The following is a 17,753-nucleotide window of genomic DNA, read 5'->3' as shown; positions in this document are numbered from 1 at the left end:
GTCAGGATGTTTTTGAAAGAAATCGTTCGGCAAGTGTCGCCCACAGCGCTGCGCCCACCGGCGCGACTGTGTCGTTGAATTCATAATGCGCGTTGTGCAGCATCACGGCGCCGGCCCCCTGGTCACCATTGCCGATCAGCAGGAAACAGCCCGGTTTCTCCTCCAGATACCGTGCGAAATCCTCGCCCCCCATCGTCGGTTCGTCGAGATCGACGAAGCCGTCTTCGCCGACAAGCGAGATGGCGATCTCGCGGACGCGCGCGAACATATCGGGTGGGTTGTGCATCGCGGGATAGCCCCGGTCATAGCTCAGTTCCGCATGGGCACCGAAGGTCGATGCGACGCTGGTCACGATCTCCTCCAGCCTCGACTGCACGATATCCTGCGTCGCCCTGGACAGGGTACGAACGGTTCCTGCCAATGTGGCGGTTTCGGGGATGACGTTGAACGCCGTGCCCGCCGCTACCGTACAGATAGACACTACGGCGCTGTCGAGTGGATTGACCCCGCGCGACACGATGCTTTGCAGCGCGATCACCATATGCGCCGCGACCAGCACGGGATCGACCGCAAGGTGCGGGCGAGCAGCGTGACCACCACGGCCGGTAATGACGATCTCGAAACGATCGGCCGCCGCATACATCGGCCCCGCCCGGCCGGCCAGCTTGCCGGCGGCCAGACCGGGGCGATTATGAATGCCGAAGATGGCCTGCATCGGGAAACGATCGAACAGGCCATCCCGGATCATGGCGCTGGCGCCGCCGGCCGGGTCGCCATCCGCTCCCGAATAGCCAAGCGCTTCCTCGGCGGGCTGAAAGATGAAATGAACCGCGCCATCGAAATTGCGTGTTGCGGCGAGATATTTGGCAGCGCCGAGCAGCATCGTGGTGTGCCCGTCATGGCCGCATGCATGCATAACACCCGGAACGACCGATGCATGGTCCGAGGCGCGCAGTTCCGTCATCGGCAGCGCGTCGATATCGGCACGGATGCCGATCGCGCGGTCCGACTGCCCCACCCGCAACGTGGCGACGATGCCGGTTCCACCGATACCGGTATGAATGTCTTCGATCCCGAACTCGCGCAGCTTGCCGATGATGAACGCTGCGGTGCCGTGCTCCTGAAAACCAAGCTCGGGATGCTGGTGGAGATGTTGGCGCCAGCGTGCCAGTTCCGGCTCGAGAATGGAAAGATCGATGGTCAAAGCCTTGCCTCGTCGACGATGAGTTAGTGGGTGCGGATGACTATCACGCCGTGGCGTGCGCCCCTTCCCGTATTTCCTGGTGACGCGACGCTATCGGCATCGCCAGACCCGACACCACACCGGCCAGGCTGGCGGCAATCAACCACCAGGCCGGAACCAGCGGGTCCCCCGTTACCTTGAGCATCCATGCGATCAGAAACTGCGCGCTGCCGCCGAAGATCGACACGGCCAGCGTATAGGTCAGCGCATAACCCAGGCTGCGGCGATCGCGACGGAATCCTTCCGCCAGGCAGACATTGGCCGGCGCGGTGCACAATGCGTAGAGCGCAGTCAGGATGAAGGCCCCCACCGCAAGCGTCGTAAGCGACGGATATCGCGTGATCTGAACGAAGATCGGATAGATGAGCAGCAACAGGCCGATCCGCGGCCACACGATCAACGGCCGCCGGCCCAGGCGATCGGAAAGCCACCCACCCAGCAATCCGAATACGAACAGGCAGGATCCGGTAATGGCCGTGGTGGTAAAGGCGGTGACGGTATCGAGCTTCAATATGCTGACCGTATAGGTGTTGAAATATTGCAGCGTGTAATTGGTGATGGTTCCCGAAAGGATCAGGACCAGCCCGGCGGTCACGACGCGGGCAAACGGCAATTCCTCGCTTTCCAGTTCGGACGTGGAGCCTTGGTGAAGCGTTTCCGGAATGATCCGGCGCAAATAGAAGCCGATCGGCAGAAGGACAGCCCCCAGCAGGATTGCGATACGCCATCCCCAGTCCGTCACTGCGCTGGCCGGCAGAATCCAGGATATGACAAGCCCGATAATCCCTGCGGAAAGCACCGCCACGCCCTGGCTTGCGATTTGCCATGCGCCATAGGAGCCTCGACGATTGGCGGGAGCAGCCTCGATCAGCAAGGCTGTCGTGGGGCCGACTTCACCACCGAGCGCAAACCCCTGAACGAGGCGCGCCAGCACGACGATGATTGCGCTCCCTATGCCCAATACGGAAGAAGGCGGCGTCAAGCCGATCACCAGTAGCGCCCCGCCCATCAGGGAGAAGCTGAGCAGCATGGCCGGCTTGCGGCCCGCCCTGTCGCCGTAGCGGCCGATGACCGCAGCACCCAGCGGCCTGGCGAGAAACCCCACCGCAAACGCCGCCAGGGCCAGGAGCAGGCCATCCGATTTCCCCCCAAACAGACTGGCACCGATTTGCGGGGCAAAGAACAGAAAGATCGTAAAGTCGTAAAACTCGAGCGTGTTGCCAGCGACCAGGCCGGCGAGATGAGACGTTTTCAGCTTGGCCTCAGCTGGTTGGAAGAATCCCTGTCCCATTACGTGTCTCCCCTGCCGGCTCGACGGGCCGCTCTATCCACACTGTCCAAAAACTGCCCTGATTGTTCCAATGCCCATTTGACATAGATATATTCTCGCCGTGGAGCAGGGCGAAGTGGGGTCCGCGCGCCAGATGCGGCAGCGCTGACCGACAAGTGATCGCCGAACGACCGGATCGTCTTTGGGTCCAGTGTTCAGGGCTGCTCCAGCGCGCTCGGATCGGATTGGCACCGCGCTATTTCAGCATGAAAAAGCCGACGCCGCTGCTGAATGAAGCAAGAATAGATCGGCACCCGGCATCGCCTAACCGCGACGCCGGGTGCCGGTGGTAGCTCCGTTTGTTAATATCATGCAGGTGCTTCCGAAGACGTCGGTCGTGACGGCGCTCCTGCGGCTTGGCGTTGTATTTCCACTATCCCACGGGCATAGGCCGTCAGATGCGGGGCCGGTCGACCCTTCCTTTCCTGAATGCAGCCCGTTCACGGATCGCCGCCAGCGGCATTCGGGGGCTCAGCCTGCGTTCGGTCGCACAGGATGCGGGGACTTCACTCGGTGCGCTCAATTACAGCATTGGCGACAAGGCGGCATTGATTGCCCAACTCATCGACGAAGAGCGGGCAGAGCGCCGCGCCATGCACGGCATATGGCTCGAACGCACGGAAGAGCTCGATCTCGCCGTTCCGGAGACATTGTCGGCGATCGTCGCGGCCTATCTCGACGAAGCGGCGACCATGCGGCGTGACGCCGCGCTGACCGGCTGCGAGCTCCTGCTCGAAGCGGGCCTGGATCCGGCGAGCTACCCGGGAATCGCCGACCTGCTTGATGAAGAAGAGGGTTTCTGGAGCACATGCCTGGCGCGCGACCATGGCGTGCGGGCGCAGGCGTTCGGTCAGGCCATCGCCTGTTACTGCCGCGACGAACTGCCCTTTTCGATCGCGGCACCCCATGATCCCAATTATCGCCTGTTGCGCGCGGCGACCATTGATCGGCTCGCCGCCGGGCTGGCGGGAAGCGGCACCGGCCTCGCCAGCCATTTCGAAACGCTCGTCGCTGCCTGCGGCAGTCCCCAGGCAATGACGCCCTTGACGATCGACCTGCCCATGGGCTCGAAAAAAGCGGAACTGGCCCGCCATATTGCCGGGATCATCACCGATCGGGGCGTCGCGAACGTTACCCACCGTCTGGTCGCGGCGCGGGCCGGCGTGCCGAATTCAAGCATCGCCTATCACTTCCGCACACGCGTCGACTTGCTCGATGCCGGCATGGGGGCGCTGGTCCTGGACATGCGGCAAGAACTGAGTTCCGGCGTCGATCGCGATCTCTCGCGCCGTCACGGCCCGGCGGTCATCCGCGCAACCCATTCGATTGCGCTGGCGGCCGCGCGCGATCCCGCGCTGGTTCCGTTTGCGCTTGATATGCGCCGTCGCCGAGCAGAAAATGTGCGCTCGCTGGTCGGCGCGACGATTGGCGGTCCAGCGGGGCTTGACGACGCAGCGACCCAGGCAGCCATACTGGTGATGATCGGCTCATCCTTCGCGGTACAGGCACATGGCGGTAACGATCGGAATGCCTTCTCGCTCGACCGGTTGGCGGCATTGCGGGCAAGTTTCGCCACAGCCTGAGGGCCTTCAGGCCGAGCCGTCCTGAGCCATGCGCGCCAGCGATCCGGGTACCAGAACCGGCGAACGCGAACCGCGCCACTTGACGGTGCCTGAAAGTGCAATGATCGCTCCGGCCAGCCCCGACGCCACAGCGATCATGATACCCAGCGATCGGAACGTGGCCGGGTCGGCATGGACGCCCGCATCGCTCGCTGAGAGCCAGCCGCCCACCAGCGCGGCCGCCAGACCGAGCGCGACCTTCATGCTCATCGTGAAGACGCCAAACCCCGCCGTGAACGCAGCCGGGCCGGATGCGTGGCCAGCGCCGATTGTCTCGGTCAATACCGCCCAACCCAGAAACGCCACGCCGCCGCCTGCCGCGCCGAACAGAATCAGCAGGATGACCACGCTCATGCCCTCCCCGCCCGCAAGCCATGGCAGGCACAGCGCCGTCGCACCGCTTATGGCATAGGCCAGGCCCAGCGCAGAACGGTTGCCGATCCGTCGCGCGACAGGCGCCCAGACCCAGATGGCGCCAAGCCGCCCCATGGTCGCGAGCAGCAACGCCGCCGGACCAATGCTGCTGGCGACGAAGTCGATATGAAGCAGCGCCTTGCCGGTCGCACCCAGCCCCGCCAGTCCGAGCATCGTGGCAACGCAATAGATCCAGAGCGGGAGATTGCCGAAAGAACCGGTTTGTTCGTCGACCGACGATGCCTCCCGGATTCTGCGATCGGCCACCAGGAGGAAAGGCAGCGGGCTCATCAGCACGAGCGCCGCGATCGCGATACCGCCAGCAAGCATCACCGCCATCGATCGCGCGTTGCTACCGGGATCGAGCATGGCGAGACATACCAGGCCGATGATCAATGCCGCACTCGACGAGCCGATCGCTCGGATGCGCGCCGCGCGCAAATGCTGCCCGCCTTCCGCAAGCAGCCGTGTGAGCCCGTTATGCGGCACATCGGCAAGGCTGAAGCCGGTGCGGAACAACAACAGCAAACCGGCCGCCATCCAGGCTGAATGCTCGGCCACCAGCGGCAATGCCGCAAACCCCAGGGCGCTGGTCAGGATCGCGGGCACCGACAATAGCGGTATCCAGCGCCGAAGCCATGCCGAGCGGTGCAGCGCCGTTCCGATCAACCCGTCGCACAGCGCATTCCACAAGGCGCTGACAAGGAAGATCATGCCCGCCAACGCTGGCGGCAGCGCGAGAAAGCGGACCAAGATGTAGAGGGTAAGCGCGTCCTCACCGACCCAGAGCAAGCTCTTGCCGACATGGACGCAGCTATAGCCAAGAAGCATCGGCCAGCCGCCGGAACCAGGTGTTGCAGGCAAGGCCATGCCTGCGCCGTTATCGACCAGTGATGACAGGCTGGCGACTCCGCCGACAATGGGCCCCGATATTGGGGCCCATTGTCGGAAATCGGCCGCTATTTCGCTGCCGGCGCCATCCGGGCGGCGCTACCGCCGGGCAGACGCACGACATAGGGGGTGCCATAGGCATTGCCGGCTTTCTCGAAATCGGTCGACACCACTTGCGCGCCGGTGGCGAAGGCGGCGTTCGCGCGAGTCATGTCGTTGATCTTCGCCTCATAGCTCTCGATGTCCGAACGGGCGCGGACCAGATATCCCTTGCGGACTTCGTCCCGGATCTCGGCGCCGCGCGCGAGTGCATTGTCGTCGAGAATGAACGCGGCATAGGGCTGGCCCGGTTGCGAATCGAGAAAGGCGAGCCGCCCTTTCAGTCCCGGATGGCCCTTCAGATAGTCGGACGCGCCCTCATGCCCGGTGGCGGTGATCAGCTGAAAGATGATCTTGCCCCGTGCCTGACCCAGCGTCGGCCAGTTACCGGCGAGAACCGCCTGCTCCAGCGTCGAGTATCTGCCCCGTACATCATCCGGCTTGATCAGCTTCTTCTCGCCAATCACCTCGGCAATCGTGCGATCGATCTCGTCATAGGTCGCGTCGGTAAATGGCGGTGCCTTGGTCGAACCGGGCAGGATCGGCAGCGACTGGACCTTGGCCTCGATCATCACGAAAATCGGGACATGGCGGGGATGCGCGTCCGACCAGGCCCTGATCTCGGCCAGACAGCCGCGAAAGGTCGGGCAATGGCTGCGGAAATCCACATCGGCCATATGCAGCACCTTGAGCCCCGGCGCCTTGAGGGCGGCGGGATCGAATGGCAGCAGGTCCTTGACGCCCTGCGACCGGAGCAAGCGATAGGCCGCCGGATCGGCATAAGCGCCGCCATCCGGGTCGGCGTTAACGTCGATCTCAAGCCCACGCACGCCCAGATCGAGCTGTTCGGTGAGACCCGGGTGGCGATAGCTCAATGCCTCCGAGAAAGTAACGTCGTTCGGATGCGCGATCTGGAATTCCCTGCGCTTGTCCTCCGGCATGGACGTCAGGAGTTTGCCCATCGATGGCAAGCGCTGGTCGAGCAGAGCGAGCACGCGCGGATCGACCCCGGCCGAATAGCTGTTGTGGGTTCCCAGCACCTGGAGGCGGTTGATCGGGGTCGAATCGGGAATCTCGCTCGCCTCGGGTTTTTGTTGCCCGGCGGCTGCGGCGGTGAAGGCGGCCGTGGCGAGCGCCACGGCAGAAACGATATGAAGGGAATGGCGGACCATGAAATACCCTCTCCTGTGCATAGGGTCAGAATTTGAAGTTGACGAAACCGCCCACGGTCCGGCGCGCATTGGGCGAGGTATAGTGCAGCAGGCCAAGCGCGCCGTAGAGCTGCCAACCGGTCGAGAAATGGGTGTCGAACAGGTTGCGGGCGTAGACGCCCGCCTCGATCCCGGTCTTTTCGCTGACGAAGCTCAGCCGGGCATTGGCCAGGCCATAGGCGGGCACGAAGGAGTAGGACGGCTGACCGACCACCGTCCAATAACTGCTGCGATAGGCGTAGTCAGCATGAGCGCGCACACGCAGGGCCGATGATATCGGGCGATCGTAATCAGCCGACGCCGTTCCGGCCCATTCGGGCGAGTTGGGCAGGCGCGTATTCGTATAATTGGTCGTCGCGTTATAGACGTAGTTGGTGAAATGGGCGTCGGTATAAGCGCCCGAAACGCTTAGCGAGAGCGATCGGCTCGGCTTGAGTGCGATCGTCGCCTCCACGCCCTGGCTGCGCAGACCACCCGCATTGCCGATCGCCGTGGTGAGAAGGAAACCACCACCGCCATCCGGCACCTTTGTCAGGATGGTCGCCTGGAAATTGGTGAAGTCGGAGCGGAAAACATCGATGTTGAAACGTAGCCGGCGCCCGAACCATTCCGACTTCAGGCCGAACTCCCATGCCTTGACCGTTTCCGGCAAATACGGGCTGTAGATATTGCCGACAAAGGCAATCCCGGCCGGCTTATAGCCGGTGGTATAGGTGCCGTAGACCATCGCATCCGGCGTGATCTGGAATTCAGGCGAAACGCGCAGCGAAAAATTGTCGCCCTTCACCCGGCCGAACGGAACGACCGGTGGCGCACTGGTCGCGATGAAATTGGGGGTGAATCCGGTGACCCGCGCCGGATCGGTATAGATGTATGACAGGCTCTGCGAGTTATTGTCATGGGTATAGCGGCCACCCAGCGCGATGCGGAACTGCGTCGACAGGTTGAGTTGGACCTGGCCGAACACCGCCCCGGTTTCGTTGACCGATTTGAACAGGGAGGTGTTGCCGCTTTTCCCGATCGCGCCGGTCAGCGCATAGAGCGTCTTGATCGGGACGCCATTGGTGAACACCGGCGCACCCAGGGTCGCCCATTGCAACTGGGTCTGGGTCGCTTCGAGCCGGTTGTAGAAGGCGCCGACCAGATAGGTGATCAGCCGCCCCTGGGGCGAGGCGAGGTGGACCTCCTGGCTGATCTTGTCAGTATAGAGATGGCCGTAATTATACGGAATATAAGCGAACTTATCGATCGGCGTCAGGTCTGCCGGCGTATTGTTGTTGTAGAGCGTGGAGCGATAGGCGCTGATCGAGGTGAGATCGTTGCTGCCGATCTTTGCATGTACGCGGACCGACCCGCCCCATTCCTCGGTCTCGATCTCGCCGAACTGGCTGTCGGCGGTATCGGCGCTGCGCGGCCCGGGATAGACGCCAAGCGAATTCAGGATCGCGGTGACAGCCGCTGGCTGACCCGACACGGGGGTGCGGACGCTGCTGTCCCAATGATGGGCATAATCGCCGGACAGGGTGATGTCGAAACGCTCATTGGGCTGCAGGAACAACCGTGCGCGACCGCCATATTCATGAGTCGAGCCGACCAGCCGATTGAGCGTGACGTTGCGCCCGAACCCGTCCTGCCCCTGATCGAATGCCGAGACGCGTAGCGCAGCGAGATCGCCGAGCGGAAGATTGACCGTCGCGTTGAGGATGCGGTCGTTATTCTGGCCATAGCTCGCGCTACCGCGAAACGAGGTAGTCCCCAGCAACGGCTGGGTCGTGGCGACCGAGATCACGCCCGAGGTGGAGTTCTTGCCGAACAAGGTGCCCTGCGGTCCCATCAGCACATCGACGCGGGCGATATCCACCATGCCGATCAGCCCGTTGGCGCGCTGACCGTCCATCACCACGTCATCGACCACCACATTGACCGACTTGGCGTTGGAGAAGTCGAACGAGGTGGTGCCGACGCCGCGAATCTGGAACGCGGCACCCTGGGTCGGATCATATTGCAGGCCCGGCGTCAGGTACTGAAGGTCAGTGACCGACGTATAGCCTGCATTGGTAATGGCGTCGCCGGTGATCGTCTGGATCGCAACGGGAACGCGCTGGCTGTTTTCGCTGCGGCGCTGCGCCGTGACCACGATGTCGGGCAGTGCGTTCGGATCTTCGGTCGATGCCGCAGCCGAGTCCGCTATAACGGGTACGGCCTGAGTATCGTTCGATTGCGCGGCAGCGATGCCGGGGAGCGCCATGGCGGCGACAAGGGCTCTCGACGAGCCCCAACAGAACAAATGTACGGTCTTGCGAAGAGCGGCTGACATGAGAATCCCCATCCGTTTCCATCGGTGTCGGCGGGGCACTAGCTGCTGGCTGTTACGGATTTAAGTCGTCTGTACGGTAATTTTCCTATGGCAAAAACATGGATTGAAACATTTGTACTGCCCGACGACCGTCACGGCCGTCAGCAGGTTCCGGTCCGGAAATCGCCCAACTATCGCATCTTGCTGCGTTTCAGCGCTTCGGTATCCTGATCCAGAAGCGGCGCTGCAAAGGGCTCCGGCCCTAGGGTGCGGCCAAATTTGATCGGCCGTGTTACGCCGCGATAGCTGCCGAGCGTCGGATGAGAAATCTCGGCCATCATCTCTTCAGCCGCAACCTGCGGGTGGTCGAACATATCCTCGACCGGCCGTACGATCGAACACGGCACCGCCTCTTCGAGCAAGCGTTCCCATTCGACCGCGGGTCGCGACAGCAGGATTTCGCGCAACCTGGGTACAATCTCTCCCGCATGCTCGGCGCGCTTGCGGACGCTGTCATAGCGCGGGTCCGCGCCGAGCGCGGCGAGCCCGGTCCGTTCGCACAAAGCCTCCCAGAAATGCCGCGTATTGGCCGAGAGATAGAGATAGCCGTCGGAGGTCTGATAAAGCCCGGTAATCCCACCCGAACGCATGTCGCGAGGCACATCGCGCCCCTCTCCTTCCGCCTCGATCATACGCGCCGACTGCATGGCCAGCGCACTGCGCAGGAGGGAAACACCGACATATTGCCCCTGCCCGCTGCGCTCGCGCTCGAACAAGGCGGAAGCGACGCCCGCCGCGACGAGCGCGGCGGCATAATAATCGACCGGAGAGCCATAGGTCAGTTCGGGCGGTCCGTCCCGCTTGCCCTGCAGCGCGCACATGCCGGTCATCGCCTGCAACACCTGATCGTAACCGGCCTTCGTGCGCAACGGCCCTTCCTCGCCATAGCCGGTGACCGCACAATAGATCAGGCGCGGATTGAGCGCGCTCAGCCGATCATGATCAATGCCCAGCCGCTCAGGTACGCCGGGGCGAAAATTATGGACCAGCACATCGGCCTCGGCGACGAGGTCGAGCAGCACCGCCATATCCTCCGCCTGTTTCAGATCGAGGACCACGCCCTGCTTGCTGCGATTGACGCCAAGAAAGGCGCGGTTCTCCCCCGCGAGCGTCGAAGGGTACTGCCTGAGATTGTCGCCCCCCGGAGCTTCGACCTTGATGACGTCTGCGCCCTGATCGGCGAGCAGCGTGCAGCCATAAGGGCCAGCGATATAGGCGCTGAGGTCGAGCACGTTCACCCCGCTCAGCGGACCCGAGGGACCAGAGCGCTGAGGGTTGCGGAATATCGAAGGCGGTGTCGTCATAGCCATCACTCCGGCGCCAGCGTCATCCAGGTCAGTCGCCAGCTCCGATCGCGTCGGCCGCCGGCGCGATAATAAGGCTGGAATGCGATTGCCGGCCGCCCTTCCGGCCGCAGCAGGATGTCGGGGCCCGGTCCGCCATCCGCCGCCGGCACGCAGTCGAGTGGGGCATCCGTTCCATCGCTGCCAAAGCGCAAGGTCTCTTCGACCTTGAACCCATCGATCAGGTCGGTCGCATAGACCAGCGGGCCGCGGCTGACCGCCAGGTAATCGGCATGCATGACTTCCTGGGCGATCAGTTCGCCATCGGGCGCAAATGATTCCTGGACGTTGCGCGCGATGGCGCGGTGGAGGACCGGCGACATCGGTAAATCGAGGGCGATAACATCACCGGACTGCCAAACGCGCTCGATCCGTACATAGCGACCCGGCTGCGCCACCGGGATATGCTCGGCACCGTTGAGCCTAAGGCTCGCACCTTCAGCCCAATCGGGCACGCGAAGGTCGATCGGGAAAGACGCGATGGCGCCAGGCGTCACCGTGATCGCGACGGCACCATCGAAGGGATAGCCGGTCTGTTGCTCGATCCGAACCGCGCCGGTTGAGGGCAAGACCAGATCGGCTTCGGACGGTCCGAACAGGTTGATCGCGATACCGCCGTCGCGCGTGAGGGAATAGGCAAGCCCCGGCAACTCCTCCAGGGCCATCGCGCCGCTCGACTTGCAGCAGCGCCAATAGGTCGTGTGCGTGCGCCGTCCATTGGGGAAGGAATAATAGCACCAATCCTCGCCGTTCGGCGCCTGCGCCCCGAGCAGGTCATTATAGGCGCTGCGCTCGATTTCCTGCGCGAAGTCGGCATCGCCCAGGATCGCGAACAGCTCACGGTTCAATTGCACCCAGGCCATGGTCGAGCAGGTCTCGACATAGCCCTGCGGGCTGAACACATGGCCGGGATTGAAGACTTCGCGCGAACGATGCGCGACCCCGCCCCAGGGGCCGCCGCCTAATGTCAAATGATGCGCGCGGACCGCGCTCCACAAATTGCGAACCGCAGTGAGGAAACGGGGTTCACCGGTCGCACGATAGAGCTTCGCGATCCCCACCAGATTCCAGAGGAGCTGATAGGCCTTGCCGGTCGCGATCTCCGAAGGATCCGCACCGGCCAGCGCCGCCGACAGCAATGCGTTTCGCGGTTCCCGCTCGGCCTGCTCCAGCACCAGCAGTGCAAGGTCGAGATAAGGCTGGTCGCCGGTCGCGAAATACAACTCGATCGCCGGATCGATCAGCACGGTCGCGGACAGGCCGAAATGATTGCCGAGATCGGTGATGTCGATCCCGCCCTCGGTCAGCGTCCGCCAGCACAAATCGCCGATGCGCCGCGCCGCCGCCAGATAGCGGTCCTCGCCGACATGCCGGTGCAACTCGACCAGCCCGAGGATCAAATAACTATGCGTCCAGATATCCCAGGTCCGCTCGGCCGGCGCGCCATCCCAGCTCTGCGGCTTGGGCGGTTGCTGGTGCATGAAGCGGCGGTCGGGGGCGTAGTTGCCGAGATAACCGTCCGCGCCCTGCAGGTCGACCAGATAATCGGCAACGCGCCGCACATGTGACAACAGCTCGGCATCATCGGCCCGAACCGCCGCGCGTGTCGCCGCGACGAGCCATTTGCCGGCATGTTCGCCATACCAGTCCCCGGCGTGATTATGCGCCACGACATCGGGGGCGAACAGTGCGATCGCCGGGCTCGTTTCATCGACGATGAAGTGCGACAGTCGCCCGCGAAGATTGGCTGCAAGCGCTTCGCCCAATACCCCGCCCAGCCGGACCGCGGCGGCATCGGGAAAACGCATTACCGGTTGGGTTTCGAGCGTTTCAGAGGTCAGCGGCACAGCGAAATCCGATGCCGGCAGAGCGGTCCTTCGAGGGCGCCATCAGCAGATATTTGCCATGCTCGTCGAGCCGATAGGCTTGCGGGAAATACCAGTGCGACCCTTGCGGCTGATAGTTGCTGCCGCCGCGCAGCACTGCCGCGCGCAGATGCGCGTCGACATATTCGTCGGTCCACTGCCAGACATTGCCGACCAGATCCATGACGCCGAACGGGCTCGCGCCCAAAGGATGAGCATCGACATCGGCTGGTGCGGGCATTTCACGGTCGCAACCGGGTTCGGGCGCGGCACGGGGATCCCAGTCATTACCCCAGGGATAGCAGCGGCCATCGGTGCCCTGCGCGGCATATTGCCATTCCCATTCGCGCGGCAGGCGCTTGCCGGCCCAGGCGGCATAGGCGCGGGCATCCTCGATCGACACCCAGATGACCGGCTTGTTCTCCCAACCGACCGGGGGGGCACCGCCTTGCCAATGGCGCAGGAAATTGTCGGCATCATCAGGCCGATAGCCGCTGGTTTCGAGGAATATCCTGAACTGGTCATTGGTGACGGGAAAACAATCGATGCAGAAAGCATCGATCCACATGCGCCGGTGGTGGCTTCGGCGCGCGCTCGTCTCCCAGGGATATTGGACATCGACGCCGTCGGTCGCATAACCTTCGATCACCAGACCGCGAACGGCGAAGTCGAAATCGCCGCCGGGAATCGCGATCATATCCTCCGGCAGCGCTGCTCGTGGAAGGGTCTTTCCAATGTGCACAAGCTCTTGTTGCGCCGATGTCCAAACCGCGGAGTATGCGTTGAGCGGCGTTGCCGAGAGGTTGCGCATCCGATCGAGGAAGGGTTGGAGGTCGCCCACCTGTGCGCCTGGCTCACGCGCAAAGATCGCGCCGAACCCGTGCCCTTCAAGACCCATCGTGAAAATCGCGCGATCGCCGTCGATGCGCGGCTCCAGCCTGGTGCCGTTCCAGGCGTCGAAATAATCCGACCCATCGACATGCGGCACTGCGAGCTGCTCGCCCTCGACGGCATATTCGTTGCGATTGATCAACGTCCACAACGTCGTCCCGCCGCCGGGAAAACGGCTGGCGAAGACCCCGGCCTGCAGCGTGATTTCATAGGGTCGCCAGTCGGCGCTGACGATCAGCGCGGCGAAGCGCCGCTGGACCAATGCGACCCGGCGCAATGTCTCGCCATCGCGCTCGGTCAGTTGATTCCACAATCCGAAGACATTCTCCCAGGCGGTATAGCCGACGCCGTTGAAGAAGGCGTGCTGGAGGTCGTTGTTGCGGTCGCGGCTCCAGCGATTCTCGATGTTGATGATATGACGCGGCTCGAGCCATTTGAGCTTGAGGACGGTCGGGATCGATTCATTGGGAACGCGCTTGGTCCAGCTTTGCAGGTTCCACGACAGGATATGGTCGCCGGCCTGCGATGTCGTTTCGGGCTGCAGCACGACCGGGCAGTCAAGCGCATCGCACGCGTCCCGAAACGCACGCGGCACACCGCTATAGGTGTCGCCATTGATGCCATCGGCACCGGTCGCCTTGACCAGCGCCGCCATCCGTTCCCAGTCAGGACGATCATCCGCCCGCGTGCCATTGTCCCAAGGCATGGTCGGCAGGAACACCTTGACCCCGCGGCGATGGAAGTCGGCGACCGCGCCCTTCACGCCTTCGATCCCGCCGGGCAACGCCTCGATCAGGTCGAACTGGCTGCGGTCGTCTATCCCGATATTGGGATAGATATACCAGATCAGCACGCTGTCGACGCCACCAAAACGCGCCTCCAGATCGTCGAGGTAACGATCGACCGTGTAGCGGCCTGTCGCCGGATCGAAGAAATAACGATCCTCGACCATCAACAACGCATGCACGAAGTTGCGCTGCGCCCAGGCGAGCTCGGGACGCCGGTACAGCGTGTCGTCGAAGCCGATCCTGATCAGATGTTCGTGCCGCCATTCAGTGAAGCCGCGAATCCAGTCGTCGGCGGCGCCGTTCACGTCGATCTTCCATCGCCCCATCTCGGCGAAGGGCCAGCCGGGCACCTTGCCCGGAGTCGGCAGATAGGGGCCGGTCAGCGCGTGTGAAACCTTATATGCGCTGTTCGTTCGGATCGGGGATTGGCTCATTTCGGTGGTCATTTGTCCTGAAGAATATCGTCCGGGGCGCGAGGCACGGGCAAGCCGCAATAGGCAGCGAGCCGAACCAGCGCAGCTTCATCCCGCTTGGATGAGGCAAGCAGGGCATCGACCTCGTCGCGCCTAGGTACACTCGACTGTGCGCCGAGCCTGGTGGTCGCCAGCGCGCCCGCCGCGCTGGCTCTGCGCAATGCGTCGGGCGGTGTGGCCCCTGTGCACAAGGCAGCGGCAAGGACACCGCAAAAAGTGTCTCCCGCAGCAGTCGTATCGACCGGCGTCACCGGGAACGCTGGCTGCAGCCAGTAAGCGCCGTCCGCCAACGCGCAGCAGCCGCGCCCACCCAAGGTCGCGACCGCAACCGGCACGCCGATTGCCCTGAGCTGATCCGCGATTGTTCCGTTGCGGCCGGTGAGCGCGGCCAGCTCCTCTTCATTGGCGACCAATATATCGACCGCACCGAGCAATTCCGCCGGAAGCGCCTGCGCGGGTGCGGCATTGAGGATCACCCGTACGCCCGCGGCGCGGGCGGCGTTGGCAAAGGCGATAACCGTCGGCAATGCGGTTTCGAGCTGCAGGACCAGGCAGCCGATACCAGCAAGATCGGGAAGGTCGTCCGGCGCCAATGCCATGTTGGCGCCGGGTGCGACCGTGATCGCGTTCTCGGCATCCTCTGAAACGCAAATCAGCGCCGCCCCGGTCGGACGCGCCGATCGCACGATGTGCAGCGCGACCCCCGCTTCCCGCAACGACTGCTCGATCAGCGGCGCGAACAGATCGCCGCCGAGCGCGACCAGCATGGCGGTTGCGGCACCGCCAGCGCGCGCGCACGCCACTGCCTGGTTGGCGCCCTTGCCACCGGGCACCACCGCGAGGTCGCCGCCCAGCACCGTCTCGCCGGGCGCCGGGATGTGCGGCGCGCGGACGAGGAAGTCGACATTGGCGGAACCGGCAACGAGCACCGAACCATGGGATCTGGCGATCGTCATCCGGCGCCGATCATCAGAAATCGCGATGCAGGGTCAAGGACACCGTCCGCCCACGTCCCGCGAAATAGTTCTGGAAGATGTCGACCTGCGACGAGGACAGGAAATAGAACCGGTTGGTCAGATTCTCCACGCCCAGCGCGAACCTCCCGATATTCTCCAGCTTGTAGTTCACCGTCAGGTCGAACAGCGTGTAGCCGCGCGTGCGCTCCTCGAGAGCCCCTTTGCCCTCGTTGATATGACGGCTGAGGATCGAACTCGCGCCCAGCGTCACCGAACCATTCGGTACGAACCGCCATTCCACAGCCCCGTTGATCTTGTCGGGACTGATATTCACCGTGCCGAGCGTCACGTCGAGCGGGGACGTGACGTTATTGGCCGCCGTCGTGGTTCCCTTGACGTGCGAATAGAGCGCGGTCAGCTTCACGGTCGAGGTTGGACGGAACTCCGCAGTGAAATCGATACCCTCGATACGAATCGGCCGCCGGTTCAGGATATAATCGCGCGTGACCGGATCGATCGCCAGAGTCGAACCCAGCTGCGATTTCGACACATAATAGGATGCGCCGACGCTACCCCATTTGCCGCGCCAGTTGAACCCGGCCTCGCGGCTTTCGAAGATCACCGCTTTCAGGTCGAGCAGGCCTTCGACCGTCTTGCCCGCCACGTTCACATTGCGCAGCGGAATGCCGACATTGGGCAGGGTGAAGCCTTCATTATACGACCCGAACACCGAAAAACCGCCGCCGATGCGCCAGATCGCGCCGGCATTGAGCAGGTCGTTCTTGTACTTCAGCGTACCGCCCTTCACCGCCACGCCGTTGCGGAAATAGGTCGTGGTATAGTCATCGACCTTCACTCTGCCGTCCTCGTGGCGCAAGCCGCCGGTCAGCGTCACCGGGCCGATATCATAGGATAGCTGGGCGTAAGGACCGAAGCTGGTATAATCCAAAGGCGGCACCCAGATGCGGTTGGTCAGCGCCAGCCGCTGCTGCGTGTTGTCATGCACCGCGTCGATTCCGATGCGCAATTCGAGCCCCTTGAGCAGGAAATCGGGCCGCGACCAGGAGGTGCGCAGGCCATATTTCTTCGACAGGATTTCCGATTGATCGACCAGCTGGCCGATCGGCGCGATCGCCGGATCCTGGCGGTCGGCACTGTTATCGCCCGGGAAACGCATCGCCTGCCGCGCCCAGTAAGCGGTCGCAACCAGGCTGCCGCCCAGCAACTCGGTATTGCTGTAGTTGAGGGCGACTTGCTTGAAATCGTTGAACTCGGTTCCGGCGAGCGACACGCCACCGGTGCCGAGCGGTGGACCGGCCTCGGCGGTATCAGGGATGCCAAGCGCCCGACTCCCTGCGACGTAATGATAATTGCCCTTGCTCGCGAGCCTGAAATAGCTGCCGACCAGTTCGAGCCGCTGCGTGTCGCCCTCACCGAAATTGGTGCCGATCTTCGCAAAGACATTGCGTTGCGTGGAATCGGCGAGCGAGCTCGAAATACTCAGGCCGATACGGCGGCCTCTCGCGTCATAGGTGATGCCGCGATCGACATAAGCCGCGGCGAGGAATGCGTCGAAGCCGCCCTGCTTGTACGCCACGGTGCCGCCGATCTTCCACACTTCGCTGTCGTCGCGGAACTGGCTGCCGATGCGGCCGGTCGCGCCGAAATGCAGGCCCGTTTCAGTCGCGCGCTTCGAGATATAGTTGATGATGCCACCTGCCGCACCGATGCCCTCGGCAGCGGACGCCCCGCCGATCACTTCGATCCGCTGGACCGTCGACATGTCGGTGAAGGTCGCATTGCGGCTGCCGTCGCGCAGCGGCGTGCTTTGCGGGATGCCGTCGAACAGATAGAGCGCGGTGCGCCCGCGCATTGTTTCGCCAAGCGTGTTCAGCGACTGGTTCGATTCGGAATAACCCGGCACGATGCGCGCCAGTACCGCCGTCGCATCTTCGGTGAGCGCCAGCGTCCGCTGGACTTCGGCCGGTGAGATGATCGTGATCGCTCCGGGAATCCGGTCGACGGCCTTGGCAGTGCGCGTTGCCGTTACGATGACATCGGCCCCGCTCTCGTCGGGCGCATCGGCGGTCGTCATGTCCTGGGTCGGCACAGGCTCAGCCGGCGCAGCCTGTTGGGCATAAGCGGCGCCACTCATGGAACACAGTAACAATGACCCCAGCGTCATGCGAGCAAGATTGCTCATTCTCCCCTCCCTTATCGGTTATTTTCTCTCCAATAATAATGGCCACCGACGGCGCGATAAAATTGGCC

The 17,753-nt window shown here is 63.2% G+C and carries 11 protein-coding genes; 1 reads left to right on the top strand and 10 read right to left on the bottom strand.

The features are described from left to right. Position 1: 1 nt before the first annotated feature. Positions 2-1,204, bottom strand: a complete 1,203-nt coding sequence (locus OO12_RS07680) for a M20 aminoacylase family protein (protein ID WP_034158087.1) — start codon at positions 1,202-1,204, stop codon at positions 2-4. Positions 1,205-1,247: 43 nt separating this feature from the next. Next, positions 1,248-2,534, bottom strand: coding sequence for an MFS transporter (locus OO12_RS07675; protein WP_034158086.1), 1,287 nt, complete (start codon positions 2,532-2,534; stop codon positions 1,248-1,250). 437 nt (positions 2,535-2,971) lie between these two features. Here OO12_RS07675 and OO12_RS28895 point away from each other — a divergent pair, with 437 nt between their 5' ends. After that, on the top strand, positions 2,972-4,156 hold the full coding sequence (locus tag OO12_RS28895) for a TetR family transcriptional regulator (protein WP_052215644.1): 1,185 nt from the start codon (positions 2,972-2,974) through the stop codon (positions 4,154-4,156). A 6-nt stretch (positions 4,157-4,162) separates the two neighbouring features. On the opposite strand, the gene OO12_RS07665 is transcribed toward OO12_RS28895, so the two are convergent. From OO12_RS07665 to OO12_RS07630, 8 genes are all read right to left on the bottom strand, one after another. After that, a complete protein-coding gene (locus OO12_RS07665) occupies positions 4,163-5,479 on the bottom strand; it encodes an MFS transporter (RefSeq protein WP_082006403.1) in 1,317 nt (438 codons plus the stop codon). 89 nt (positions 5,480-5,568) lie between these two features. Beyond that, positions 5,569-6,771 carry a Ca2+-dependent phosphoinositide-specific phospholipase C gene (locus tag OO12_RS07660; RefSeq protein ID WP_034158084.1) on the bottom strand — a complete coding sequence of 401 codons (1,203 nt, stop codon included), beginning with the start codon at positions 6,769-6,771 and terminating at the stop codon, positions 5,569-5,571. Between the two features lie 25 nt (positions 6,772-6,796). Further along, positions 6,797-9,058 (bottom strand): TonB-dependent receptor, encoded by a 2,262-nt coding sequence (locus tag OO12_RS07655; protein WP_082006402.1) that lies wholly within the window; start codon positions 9,056-9,058, stop codon positions 6,797-6,799. A 239-nt stretch (positions 9,059-9,297) separates the two neighbouring features. After that, positions 9,298-10,470: a CaiB/BaiF CoA transferase family protein gene (locus OO12_RS07650; protein WP_200887410.1), complete on the bottom strand. Its 1,173-nt coding sequence runs from the start codon at positions 10,468-10,470 to the stop codon at positions 9,298-9,300. A 5-nt stretch (positions 10,471-10,475) separates the two neighbouring features. Further along, positions 10,476-12,317: a glycoside hydrolase family 127 protein gene (locus tag OO12_RS07645; protein WP_034158082.1), complete on the bottom strand. Its 1,842-nt coding sequence runs from the start codon at positions 12,315-12,317 to the stop codon at positions 10,476-10,478. 22 nt (positions 12,318-12,339) lie between these two features. After that, positions 12,340-14,499: a formylglycine-generating enzyme family protein gene (locus OO12_RS07640; protein WP_052215643.1), complete on the bottom strand. Its 2,160-nt coding sequence runs from the start codon at positions 14,497-14,499 to the stop codon at positions 12,340-12,342. Beyond that, the gene (locus OO12_RS07635) at positions 14,496-15,482 is read right to left on the bottom strand and encodes a ribokinase (protein WP_052215642.1); all 987 of its coding nucleotides are present in this window, start codon (positions 15,480-15,482) and stop codon (positions 14,496-14,498) included. Before OO12_RS07635 ends, OO12_RS07640 begins: the two co-directional genes overlap by 4 nt. A gap of 13 nt (positions 15,483-15,495) precedes the next feature. Beyond that, a complete protein-coding gene (locus OO12_RS07630; RefSeq protein ID WP_034158081.1) occupies positions 15,496-17,685 on the bottom strand; it encodes a TonB-dependent receptor in 2,190 nt (729 codons plus the stop codon). Between the last annotated feature and the right edge of the window lie 68 nt (positions 17,686-17,753).

Origin of the sequence: Sphingomonas sp. ERG5 (assembly GCF_000803065.1) — a bacterium.
Classification (GTDB): Bacteria; Pseudomonadota; Alphaproteobacteria; order Sphingomonadales; family Sphingomonadaceae; genus Sphingomonas.
The sequence above is the reverse complement of the archived record's forward strand: the minus strand, read 5'-3'. Positions and strand labels throughout refer to the sequence as shown.